The following is a 13,793-nucleotide window of genomic DNA, read 5'->3' on the forward strand; positions in this document are numbered from 1 at the left end:
GAATGGGGAATGGGGAATTGGGAATTGGGAATGGGAGAATAAGAAATAACTAATGACTAATGACTAAGGACTAATGACTAAGGACTAAGGACAAATGACTAATGACTAATCCTTTTAAAAAACTGGCAATCGGTTAAACAAGATCCAATAAAAACCAAGCTGTTGGACTGCTTGGTTAAATTGTTCAAAATCCACAGGTTTAACGATGTAGCTATTTACCCCAAGCCGGTAACTCTCGATCATATCCTGGTCTTCAGCAGAAGAGGTCAGCACCACAACCGGAATCATTTGTGTGCGTGGATCGGATTTGAGTTGCCGTAAAACTTCTAACCCACTTATCCTTGGCAGTTTCAAATCCAGCAAAATGACTTTGGGTTGATTCGTCATGCTACGGTGCGCGTACTCTCCCCGACAAAAGAAAAAATCTAGGGCTTCGGCTCCATCTTCGAGCAGTTGAATATTGTTGCCAATTTTACCGCGACGTAATGCTCGGATAGTTAACTCGGCATCGGTGGCATTATCTTCAACTAATACAATGGAAAGTGCTTGCTCAAAATATGGATCGGTGGGTTGATCTATGGGTTGGTCATTCATGGGTTAATTTCCCCTTGAAGGGTGAAATAAAACGTCGCACCTCGATCGATCGCTGCTTCGGCCCAAATCCGCCCCCCGTGGCGTTGAATAATGCGTTGGACGATCGCTAGTCCGATCCCCGTGCCTGTAAATTCTTGTTCGCGGTGCAGCCGTTGGAATACCCCAAACAAATTATCTGCATACCGCATATCAAATCCTGCCCCATTATCTCTGATGAAATACACTCTTTCACCAGCCATAATCTCATAGCCTATTTCAATGCAAGCAGAAGATTTGTAGCGAGTGTATTTGATGGCATTTGACAATAGATTTAGCCAAACTTGTTTAAACAAAGAAAGATCAGCTTGACAGATGGGTAAATCAGCGATCGCAAACTCAATTTGACGACCTTCAAAATCTGGGGCTAAATCACTCAGCACCTCTTGAATAATCTCATTCATAAAAACAGGCTGCCGGGACATTTCCTTACGATCTAGGCGGGATAGGTTCAATAGGTCGTCGATCAACTCACCCATGCGTTTGGCATTGTCTCGGACAATTTTCAGATAACGATTGCCTTCCGCATCAAGTTGCTCACCATAGTCTTCTTGCATAATTCTCGAAAAACCAACGATCGCTCGCAGTGGTGCCCGTAAATCATGAGAAACAGAGTAGGAAAACGCCTCTAATGCTTTGTTAGCAGCTTCCAATTGGGCAGTTCGTTGTTTGACCCTGGTTTCTAATGACTGGTTCAGTTGATGCAGGGCTTCGATTGCCCTCTGGCGCTCCAATTCTGCTGCTGCTCGTGCGGCAAATACCTTTAAAATTACTTCTGTTCGTTCCGTGTCTACCAGTGGTTGTACGTCAAGAATACAAAGATTACCAATTGGGTCGCCATTGGCATTTTTTAAGGAAATACCCAGATAACTCTCTGCCTGCATTACCACTAAGTCTAAGTCTTCCGGGAAAATTTGCTGAACAAGCTTTTTGCAGTAGAATAAGCCGTTTCTCAAGGCAAATTCGCATGGTGTACGGGCCGGTAAGTAGGATATTTGTGGTTGTAATGCCCCATGCGCCCAAAAAGCTAGGGCTTTAAGTTCGCCATTTACTAGTTCGGTAACGAGGGCATAGCGGACGTGCAAGGCTTTGGCTATATGACCAACCAAAGCTGCGAAAAAATCTTCTCCTGTAACCGCAGCTGTTCCTATGACCAAATTTTGCAGCGTTGTTTCCGATCTTTTCAGATCCTCTTCCCGGCGTTTCACCTCACTAATATCCCGGATAATGGTAGATAAATATTCCAGACTGCCATCTGTTGCTTTATGAGCAATGATCATTTGGGAAACCGGAATTTCTCTGCCATCAATGTCCAACAAAGCGGTTTCACCCACCCAGGTACCATCTCGAATCGCCAGAGGAATGCCCTGGTTTTGAATAATCTCTAATGCCCACTGGGGATGGTAGTTGCTGAATGTGCAAAGGTCTGCATCCAGTGGTATCCCTGCTAGTTTCCTAGCTTGAGCATTATTCCAGAAAACATTGCCTTGGGGGGTGGCCATGCCAATATGATCGGTGGATGCTTCGAGAATGGCAATTAAGCGATCGCGGTCTTTTTCTGCTCTTTGGCGTTCGGCAATTTCAGCCCGTAAGGATTGATTCAGTTCTGACTGTTGCTTCAATAAACGGGCATTGTCAATGGAAATAGCTGCTTGAGTCGAAAGTAAACTGAAGATTTCAATTCGCTCTGGGGTAAATGCGCTAGTGGTTAGATTGTTTTCTAAAAGGACAATTCCTGTCAGTTTTCCCTGGTTTAATAAAGTAGCACAAAGAATCGATTTTGATTGGCGTTGCACAATCCAGGGTTCAGATTGAAAGTTACCGACTTGAGCCGCATTATTGAGGACGATGCTTTCTTGGGTGCGAACTACATAATTGATGAGGGCAGTTGGCAAGCAAGGAGTACTGTCTGCTGATACCGATTCCAGAGGAATTGATTGCAAAACAGCTATTTTCTCATCGCCAATCGATCCCATTGCCTCAATCTGCCATTTTTCTTGTGTTGGTAAAATTAGATAACCGGTTTGTGCCCCGGCATTCTCAATTAAGATCGTCATTATTTTTGCCAGGAGTTTATCTAACAAAATTTCACTGGCGATCGCTTGGGAGGCTTTCAATACTGTTTCTAAATCAAGTGCTTCTAACTTTCTAGAAGTCGATTCTGTAATGTCAACTTTTCCGATGTTAGTTCTTTCAGTTTGCACCTCTAGCAGTTGGGGATAACGTCTTTCCAAATCTTGGACTTTAGCCATTGCTCCCCAACGGCTGTAGCCGTACCTTGCCTCTTGCAGATAGACTTTGGCGATCGCTATCCGGTTGTTTGCCAGATAAAATTTTGCTGCTAGTTCGTTGGCCAGACTTTCTTCTTGGAGGTATTCGTTTTCTCTCGCCAGGGCGATGGCGCGATCGTAGGCATCCATTGCTTCTACTACTTCACCCAATACCCGATGCCGTTCTGCTTCTACCAAATGCCACTTGTGTAGATAGTTCATCGGGGCATGGTGCGCCCAATTTTTCATTTTTGCCTGATTTTCTGCTACCTGCTCCAGCAACTCGGATTGTTTTGCTGTATCTGTGTTGGAATATACCGCCAGTCTGCATAGAGAATCGTAGAAGTGAAAGATGGCAACCAATGCCGCTCCGGTCATTGCTGGTAAGTACTCTTGAGCGAGGATAGCATTGGCAATTGCCTGATTTATATCGTCAAATAAATAACAGAGAAATAATTTATTTAGGTAGAAATAGAACAAACCCCCGTGAAAATGCGTTTGTTGCATCTGGGGTAGTCGGGTTGCTTGATTGTAAGCTTGACCAGATAAAATCCCAGGATTCGGAACCTCGTGAACTAGGTTCAAAACAGTTTGCGAGCAAATCTCTACTAAATGAATCCCCGCCGAGTGCTTGATTTGTTTCACTGCTTGGGCATAACTTGTCAGATGTAATTGGAGTTCAGCCAGGGGTTGACCGATTGCCAATGAATTACCACAGAAATACATCGCAGCGTAGCCAGCAAACTCGAAATCGCCCTGCTCAATACCAACCTGATAGCAATCTTGGAGTGGCTTCAGGCTGTGTTTTAGGTGTGTCTTCCAAACATTAATCTGGTTGCTAACTGCGAATAGACTTCTGGCTTGAATGGGTTTGGCATCTAGGCGATCGAGCAGACTTACAGCTAGTTGACCAAATTGATATCCTGCTTCAATGTCCAATACAACTCCACAGAGAATAATTCCATAAGCGGCATAAGCAAAGGGAGCTAACATCATGTTTCCGTACTCAATCAGCAAATCTACCATTTTGAGTACAACCAGCAAAAATAGGGGAGGGACAGCCAAATAAGCTGATGCACACATACTTGTCAAAAGCTGCATTGCTGCCAGCACCTCTGGCTCAGACATCATTGGTAAGTCAACTAAATCTTCAATGCGTCTATTCGCCAATTTGGAGGCGGTTTCCGAGAGTGCCTGCTGAACATCCTCAAAGGTTGGCTGGATGGGGAGGTGAACTCCTAATTGCTGAAGTAGTTGTAAACTAATTTGAATTGCCTCTAGTAATTTACTTTGAGCAACATAAGTCTGAATTTTGACATCATAGACTTTTAAGCTGGCTAGTAGGGTTTTGGCGTGGTTAATTACCTGTTGGAACAGTGGCTCTACTTGCTCAAAATTACCGCTCAGATAGGCTGCTTCTGTTGTTGCACTATACAGGGTAAGGGTAAAATCATAGTTTGTTTGCCAGCTATCGGTTGTCAGTAGATCCAAACCCGTTTGCAAATATTGCCACGCAGCATCATAAGCACCTGATGCCTTAGCTTTTTCTCCCGCCATCAGGTTTAAGCGAGACAAGTTATCCTGCTCGGATTGAGTTTTGAGGAGTGTTTTGCCCAGGTTCAGTTGGTTGGTAATATCAAAAATCTGGTGTTCTAAGTTTTCTCTGGGAGTTATTTGCAATAAGGACTGTCCGATTTGCCAATGGATCTTGCTTTGCTCGGCTTCGGGAATCAGGGAATAGGCTGCTTGCTGAATGCGATCGTGGGCAAATTTATATTCAATGGCAGGACAATTGCTAGGGAGTGGTACATCCAACTCAACCGATTTGTGGGCATTGCTTAGGGGCAAAATGAACCCTTGAGCGATCGCCATTCTTAAAGCCTGGGCGGTTTCTCGCTGGGATAATTCCGCAGTCAGTGCCAGAGTTTCCAGCTCAAAAGAGTTGCCAATGCAGGCAGCTCGCTGCAACACTTCCTGCGTATTTTTATTGAGCTTTTGAATCTTGAGAGCCATCAAATCGACAATATTATCTGTAATTCCCTGCTGCTGAATTTGCTCGATCGACCATTGCCATTTTTTGGTTTGGTGATTAAATTCCAGTAGCCCTTCAGTGTAGAGAGATTTCAAAAATTCGTTCATAAAAAAGGGATTACCACCAGTTTTTCGTTGCACCAGTTCAGCTAAAGACAAGGAATCTTCTGGTTGGCAGCGAAATGTATCAGCGATAAACTGATTGATATGATCTAGGCTCAATGGCAAAAGAGAAAGTTGGTTTACCACTCCTCCACTCTGCTGAATTTCTTCCACCATCTGAATGAGGGGATGAGCGGCATTAACCTCGTTATCTCGGTATGCCCCCATCAACAACAAAGATTGCCCCTTGGTAGCAGTAGCTAGTAGTTGGATCAGCTTCAGCGAGGCATTATCTACCCACTGGAGATCGTCTAAAAATATGGCGAGGGGATGTTCTGATTGCGTAAAAACGCGAATGAAATTTTGGAAAACTTGATGAAAGCGATTTTGGGCTTCCGTTGGTGGTAATACAGGTACTTCTGGTTGATTGCCTACAATCAATTCCAGTGCTGGAATCACCTGGGTAATAACTCGACTGTTTGAGCCGAGGGCAGCTAAAAGGTTCTGTCGCCATTGAGACAGCTGCACTTCATCTTCAGACAGTAATTGTTTGATCAGTGACTCTAAGGCTTGAGCGATCGCAAAATAAGGAATATTGCGCTGATACTGATCGAATTTACCAGAAACAAAGTACCCCCGTTGTTGCGTAATCGGCTGATAAATTTCCTGCACTAAAACTGACTTACCAATACCAGAGTATCCTGCTATCAACATCACTTCAACATGAGAAGCAGACGCGGGTAAATCAGAGTTATCTTTCCCTGCTACTCTTTCAAAGGAAGCTAATAACATCTCCACCTCCCTTTCTCTGCCATAGAGTTTTTCAGGGATATGAAACTTATCAGAAATATCCTCTTTTCCTAGCAAAAAAGACTCAATTCTTCCCGTGTGTTGTAGCTGTTTCAGGCACTCTTCTAAATCATTTTTAATTCCCCAGGCGCTTTGATAGCGATTTTCTGCTGTTTTTGCTAATAGTTTCAGTACAATTCCTGAGACTATCACAGGAATTCCTGAATTGATAAAATGGGGTGGAACAGGTTCCAAAGCTAGGTGATAATGAATTAACTCCAGTGCATCACTGGATTCAAACGGCAATCGATGGGTCAACAGTTCATAAAAGGTAACACCTAAAGAGTAAAAATCAGTTCTATAGTCCAAAGAACGGTTCATTCTGCCTGTTTGCTCTGGAGATATATAGGCTAATGTTCCCTCTAATATCGGTAGATTTCTGAGAGTTAATATCTCCCGCGACAATACAGTTGAAATACCAAAGTCAATAATTTTAAGTTGTTGTGTTCTTGGATTAAAAATAATATTAGATGGATTGATATCTTTATGAATGATATTTGCTGTATGAATTGCACCCAAGGTTTCAACAATCTGAATGGCTATTTTCAGGAAATCTGTTAATGAAAACTGTGTTTTTGCTATGATCTTTGTTAAAGATTCGCCCCCAAAATCTTCCAGAATAATGACAAAACTCCTTTGATATTGCTGCAAACTATAAGCCTGAATAACACCTTCCAATGACAAGCTACGTGTAATTTCGTATTCGAGCTTATAGCGTGTGATTTCTTCTGGTGTCGGGTAGTCTTTCTTTAAAACTTTGAAGATGACAGGCAAGTTATTCTGCTGATTAATTCCCCGATAGACTCGTGAATTAGCACTTTCATGAATTTTTATATGAATTTTATATTCAGGAATTTCCAGCATGGTTAAACTGCCTACAATTGTTAGATACAAAGATAAATTTAGTATGAGGTAATTTTAAATTTCTGATTTTGGATTAAATTATTTTAGAATACCAAATATAAGAAATTTTTAAAGTAAATAAATTTAAACATGAGAACAAAGGTAAAATCATAAATCCTAAAAATTTTTTATTCAGAGCCACCGCCTTGAGCCAGAGAATAAATCTAAAATCTAAAATCCAAAATCACTTGACTCACAAACCTGATTATACAAGTTTACTGAATAGTTCCCAAGGAGATTGTGGGGTATGAATGAACTGTTGAACATCCTGATTGTTGAAGATTCAGAGGAGGATGCTATGTTAGTTATTCATGAATTGCGTCGCGGTGGTTTCAATCCAAACTGGCAGCGTGTGCAAACAGACAAGGAACTACAAATAGCACTCAATAGTCAGACTTGGGATGTGATGATTTCAGATTACCGACTGCCAGGATTCAATGCTCCTGCGGCTTTGGAAATAGCAAAGCAGAGCCAAAAAGATATTCCTTTTATTTTGGTTTCCGGCACAATTGGCGAAGTACTTGCTGTGGAAATGATGAAAGCGGGTGCGAATGATTATGTCATGAAGGACAACTTAAATCGATTGCCAGAGGCAGTGCGTAGAGAACTTCGGGATGCACAGGTGAGAGCGGAGCGCAAACAAGCTCAAAAGCTGTTACAAACATTAGCGTCTAATATACCCGGAATGATTTACAGCTTTGTTCAGTATTCTAATGGTTCTATTGCCTTTGATTACATCAGTTTTGGCTGTCTGGATCTTTTAGAGTTAACGCCAGGTCAAATTTTAGAAAATGCCTCTCTTTGCTTTGCACAAATTCATCCCGATGATTATCCAGGATGTTATGCAGCGGCCAACGAGAGCGCTCAAACTTTAAAACCATTTTCTTACGAGTGGCGATTAGTTACACCTTCTGGCAAACTCAAATGGGTACAGGCAAGCGCTCGTCCAGAATGTCGAGAAAATGGGGATATTGTCTGGTATGGTGTTTTATTAGATGTGAGCGAACGGCAAGTTGCACTTCGCGATCGCAAACAAGCACAAGAGTTAATTATCCACAACTCTTTACACGATCCATTGACGGATTTACCAAATCGCACACTTTTGATAGAGCGGCTAGAACTAGCCATCAACCGAGCTAAACGATTAGAAACCTATCGTTATGCTGTCTTGTTTCTCGACCTAGACCGATTTAAAGTGATCAATGACAGCCTCGGACACCTTGCTGGAGATCAACTGTTAAAGAATATTGCTCACAAACTAAAAACTCATCTGCGGGAAGTTGATTTAGTTGCTCGAATTGGTGGTGACGAATTCGTAATTTTGCTGGAAGATATTTCTGATATTGAAAAAGCTATTCAAATTACTGAGCGTATGCTCATAGATTTTCAAACACCATTGATACTTAATGATGCCGAAGTAGTTATCAGTACAAGCATCGGGATTGTTTTAGGAACAAACGAATATTCTCAAGCCTCCGATTTACTCCGAGATGCCGATATTGCCATGTATCAAGCCAAAGCTCAAAGGAGAAACTCGTACAAAATTTTTGATGTCAAAATGCACACTCAAGCCGTAAATCGACTAACTATAGAAACCGATATTCGCAAAGCTATCGAACGAGAAGAGTTTGTTATATATTACCAGCCAATTGTTGACATACTTGGGGATGGGCAAAGCAAAGCAGGACGACTGATTGGATTTGAAGCATTGCTGCGCTGGCAACACCCAACTCGTGGGTTAGTCTTACCGAAAGAATTTGTCTCTATCGCGGAAGAAACGGGGCTAATTGTGCAAATTGATCGCTGGATGCTCTACAAAGCTTGTCAACACCTAGCAAGCTGGAAAGCAAAGTTTGCTACTCACTTCCCAATCAAGGTTAATATTAACCTTTCTGTTCAAGACATTCGCCAAGGAAACTTAATTGAATACATCGATCAAATACTAGCCCAAACAGGTTTAGAAGGCGACTGTATAACCCTAGAAATTACTGAAAGTATGCTAATTGAGAATATTAGTCAGACAATTGATTTATTAAGCCAATTAAAGTCTAGAAAAATTCAAATTAGCATTGATGACTTTGGTACTGGTTATTCGTCGCTCAATTATCTCCATCGTTTACCTGCTGATAATTTAAAGATTGATCGCTCTTTTGTAAGTCAGATGCAGCAAGGAAACCGTAATTATCAGGTAGTTAGTACTATTATTGCTTTAAGCAATCAACTCGGATTAGCCGTTGTTGCAGAAGGTATCGAAACACCGCAGCAACTTCAATGGTTACAGGAACTGGGATGCGAATTTGGTCAAGGCTATCTATTTTCTAAGCCTCTAAGCCACCAGACAGTAGAAGCACTTCTGACGACAAGTAAAATTTTGCATTATATCCTCTGATAATTGCGACTGACTAATGGAAAACTAGCCATTGGTAAATTTTATACCATAATTTTTATAAGCAAATTAGGCTACTGCATTTCTGATAATTGACTATTCACAATCGGCAAATTAATGTTATGGATATAGAATATTCATGATAAATTATCGCTGACCGTACTATATAACTTAATAATTAGCCTCTAGCAAAAGAGATTTTTAAAACTGAAAAAAATCTATCTAGAGATAAATTACTAAAACTTGAAAACTAGCTTAGGGTATGTAGAGCCTCTGCAATAAGTATTGGTTGTTCTTAGACATTTTCATGCCTCATATTCATTATTCCCAGTTACTGCGCTATGGAATTGTTGTATTAATTGTCACACTCGCACTAGTGTTAATGTTGATGCTAGACCCTTGGTTAAGCATGAGTGGAACTCCTTTCTTGCTGTTTTTTGGCGCTGTAATGGTGAGTGCTTGGTATGGTGGTTTGAAATCAGGGCTATTAGCAACTTCCTTGTCTGTATTACTGAGCAATTACTTCTTTCTCTCACCAGTTTATGAGCTGAGTTTTGACCTATCTAATTCTGTGCGAATTGGGTTGTTTGCATTACAAGGATTGCTCTTTAGTATCTTATGTGAGGCATTAAAGACTGCTAAAAGACGGGCTGATAGAAATCTCCAACAGCTAAGAGTTAGTGAGGAGAGATTTCGATTAGCGTTAAGCAATTCAGATATTGTGGTCTTTCAACAAGATCGAGATTTGCGATATCAGTGGATTCATAATCCTCAAGGTCTAGATACTGCTGAGGAAATTTTAGGTAAGTCTGATGATGAATTATTTCCAGCTTCAGTAGCAGAGCAATTGAAGGCAATTAAGCTGAAGGTAATAGAGACTGGTGTTTCAACTCGTGAAGAGGTTTATCTGACAACTTGCGGAGAATATCGTTACTATGATTTGCTGGTTGAACCACTGAAAGATACAGACAATAGTATTCATGGTATTACTTGTGCGGCTGTGAATATTACAGAACGCAGGCAGGCTGAAGAAAGACTCCGCTATATCGCGCAAGTTAGTAGTGTCCTATCTACTTCGCTAGATTATGAAGAAACCTTAGAACAAATTGCCAAAATTTCAGTTCCCCAGCTAGCTGATTGGTGTAGTGTTGACATTTTAAATGAAGATGGTTCTATTCGCCGCCTACCAATTGCCCATGCAGACCCATCTAAGGCGGAGTTGGCGCGTAAACTTCAGGAGTATGCAACAGATTACAAGGGTGCAAGTGCAATTACTAGAGTACTGCAAACCGGGCAAAGCGAATTAATCTCAGAAATATCTGACTCGCTATTAGTGGCAAGCACTCAGAATCTTGAACATTTAGAACTTGTTCGGGAATTGGGGATGAAGTCTGTGATGATTGTGCCCTTAATTGCACAAGGGCGAGTACTCGGCACAATCAGCTTTGTCAGCACGCAATCAAACCGCCGCTACGATCGCACTGACCTCACTTTAGCAACAGAGATTACTCACCGTGCAGCCTTAGCAGTAGAAAATGCCCGACTTTATCAAGATATCCAACACGCTTTAGTCCATTACGCCGAATCTCTATCTCTTCTAGATGCACTGTTAGAAGCCGCTCCTGTTGCCGTATGCTTTTTGGATCGAGAACTGAAATATCTCCGAATTAATCAAGTTTTCGCTGACATTAATGGTTTGACTATAGAAGAACATCTAGGACGCAAATTTGGGGAAGTATTGCCAGCAATGGCGGCTGAGGAGGAGCAGCAGTTACAGCGCGTTTTGGATACTGGAGAACCAGTGCTGAATGTAGAAATTAGCGGTGAGACAAGGGAACAATCCAGACGTTATGGCTACTGGCTGGGCAACTATTACCCAGTCAACAACGCAATGGGCGAAACGGTAGGAATTGGGATTATTTTGGCAGATGTGACAGCAGCCAAGCAAACAGAAGTAGCTTTGCGAGAAAGCGAAGAAAGATTCCGGGCAATGTTCGACCAGGCAGCTGTGGGTATTACCCTGGTAGCGTTGGATGGAAAATTTATTCAGGTTAATCCTGCCCTATGCGAAATTACTGGCTACAGCCCTGAAGAGTTAATGCAAATAACTTTTGAGGAAATTACCCACCCTGAGGACTTAGCAGTTGACTTGGAAAATGCTCGGCGAGTTTTAGCAAAAGAAATTAGTGGTTATTCCCTAGAGAAGCGCTACATCCGCAAAGATGGTTCTATAGTTTGGGTAAACCTAACTTCATCAGCAGTTTGTGATACTAACGGACAACCAAAGTATGCGTTAGGCATTATTGAGGATATTAGCGAACGCAAACGAGTTGAAACAACACAACAGTTTTTAGTCGAGGCCAGCACCTTACTCGCAGCCTCATTAGATTATGAAATCACCTTAGAAAGTGTGGCTAATCTCGCAGTTCCTACCTTAGCTGACTGGTGTATTGTAGATGTTTTCCAGGAAGATTGGTCAAGTAAACAAATTGCGATCGCAATTGCCGATCCCACAAAACTAAATACTTTAGACGAAATCCGGCGGCGTTATCGACCCAAAACTAGAGCCAAACAGCTTGTACGGCAGCTACGGCTTGGTATATCTGTCTTTTATCCCAAATTATCTGACTCTCATCTGGTAGAGATGGCTGAAGACGACGAACATCTGCAATTACTGCAAAGTCTGGGTATTTGTTCTCTAATGGTGATTCCAGTTCGTTCCCGTGGGCAATTATTTGGAGCAATCTCTTTTTTCACAGCCGAGTCAAGTAGGTACTACAAACAAACAGACTTAGCCTTAGCAGAAGATATTGCTCGTCGGGCGGCGACAGCTATCGACAACGCCAGACTATACCAAGAAACTCAACAGGCAAAACAGGGCGCTGAAAGGTCTATCAATCGCACTATACTTTTACAAAGAATAACCGCTGCCCTCTCGGAAGCCTTAACTCCCCAACAGGTAGCCGATGTCGTGGTGAACCAAGGGATTGCTGCCTTGGAAGCTACTGGTGGTTCCGTTGTCTTACTTACTGAGGGAGATACTACCCTAAAAGTTGTGCAAGCAATTGGCTATCCGCAAACACTCATCAATACTTGGGCAACTTTTCCCATCACATCATCTAACCAAATAGCAGAAACAGTCAGAACTGGGCAACCGATTTTTTTAGAAAATTTAGCAGCCATGATTGCGAGATATCCAGACTTAGCAAATGTTGTGACTGTTATAGGGAATAATTCTTGGGCTTCCATTCCATTGATAGCAGAAGGCAAAGTAATTGGGGCACTGGGATTAAGCTTTACCACTGGACAAATATTTCACGAAAAAGACCGGGGATTTATGTTGACGCTGGGGCAGCAGTGTGCCCAAGCGATCGCTCGCGCTCAACTTTACGAAGCCGAAAAGACGGCCAGGGCCCAAGCTGAGACAGCCAATCGCATTAAAGATGAATTCCTCGCTGTCCTTTCTCATGAACTCCGAACTCCCTTGAATCCGATTTTAGGGTGGGCAAAGTTACTCAGAACCCGCAACTTCGATGAAGCTACTAAAATTCGGGCATTGGAAACAATCGAGCGGAATGCCAAGTTACAAACTCAATTAATTGGAGATTTACTTGATGTTTCGCGGATTTTACAAGGTAAAGTCAGGTTAAATCTCTATGCAGTGGATTTGAAAATAGCGATCGCAGGTGCATTAGAAACGGTGCGTTTAGCAGCAGAAGCCAAGTCGATTCAAATTCAAACGGTTTTAAGTAATGATATCGGCAAAGTCCTCGGCGACAGCGATCGCTTACAACAAGTAATGTGGAATCTCCTCTCCAATGCCGTTAAATTCACACCCACAGAAGGACGAGTCGAAGTCCGTCTAGAGCAAGTTGGCTTAGATGCTCAAATCCAGGTGATTGATACAGGTAAAGGAATCATCCCGGAATTTTTGCCCTACGTCTTTGATTACTTCCGGCAAGCAGATGCTAAGACAACCAGAGTATTTGGCGGGCTGGGATTAGGGCTAGCGATTGTGCGTCATTTAGTAGAACTTCACGGTGGTACAGTTCAGGCAGAGAGTCTAGGAGAAGGGCAAGGTGCTACTTTTACAGTCAGACTACCTTTGCTGAAAAATTCTGAATTGCGAGTCAGCAGCGATGAGGTTTCTGAAGCAGAACTAAGTAGTGACAACACATTACTGGCTGGGGTACAAATCCTGCTTGTAGACGATCAAGCTGATGTGCGAGAGTTTTTTAGCTTTGCACTAGAACAATATGGCGCGACTGTAACAGCAGTTGAATCAGCAGCCGAAGCACTAGAAATATTAATGCAATCAAACCCAGATATTCTGTTAAGCGATATTGGAATGCCCTTAATGGATGGCTATATGCTGCTGCGTGAGGTGAGAAAATTACCGCCAGAGCAAGGCGGGCAAATTCCTGCGATCGCACTGACAGCTTATGCTGGAGAAATCAACTACAACCAAGCAATGGCAGCAGGATTCCAAAAACACCTACCTAAACCCGTAGATCCAGCTGAATTAGCGGCAGCGATCGTTAATCTCATCGGGCAGAATCAACCCTGAAGCCGATAGTAGGGATTGTTCAAATAATAGGAAAAGGAGCAAATTCCAGTATCTT

Annotated in this window: 4 protein-coding genes; 2 read left to right on the top strand and 2 right to left on the bottom strand. The window is 42.3% G+C overall.

The window, feature by feature from the left end:
• Positions 1-114: 114 nt before the first annotated feature.
• Together G1O98_RS20010 and G1O98_RS20015 are read right to left on the bottom strand one after the other, a co-directional pair.
• Positions 115-594, bottom strand: coding sequence for a response regulator (locus G1O98_RS20010; RefSeq protein ID WP_163930923.1), 480 nt, complete (start codon positions 592-594; stop codon positions 115-117).
• Positions 591-6,746, bottom strand: coding sequence for an AAA family ATPase (locus G1O98_RS20015; RefSeq protein WP_163930926.1), 6,156 nt, complete (start codon positions 6,744-6,746; stop codon positions 591-593). The genes G1O98_RS20010 and G1O98_RS20015 overlap by 4 nt, the downstream gene beginning before the upstream one ends.
• A 286-nt stretch (positions 6,747-7,032) precedes the next feature.
• Between G1O98_RS20015 and G1O98_RS20020 the strand changes: the two genes are divergently transcribed.
• Both G1O98_RS20020 and G1O98_RS20025 read left to right on the top strand, forming a co-directional pair.
• Positions 7,033-9,174 (top strand): EAL domain-containing protein, encoded by a 2,142-nt coding sequence (locus G1O98_RS20020; protein WP_163930928.1) that lies wholly within the window; start codon positions 7,033-7,035, stop codon positions 9,172-9,174.
• 304 nt (positions 9,175-9,478) lie between these two features.
• The gene (locus tag G1O98_RS20025) at positions 9,479-13,738 is read left to right on the top strand and encodes a PAS domain S-box protein (RefSeq protein ID WP_163930931.1); all 4,260 of its coding nucleotides are present in this window, start codon (positions 9,479-9,481) and stop codon (positions 13,736-13,738) included.
• The last annotated feature ends 55 nt before the right edge of the window (positions 13,739-13,793 follow it).

Source organism: Nostoc sp. UIC 10630, assembly GCF_010747425.1.
GTDB lineage: Bacteria > Cyanobacteriota > Cyanobacteriia > Cyanobacteriales > Nostocaceae > Nostoc.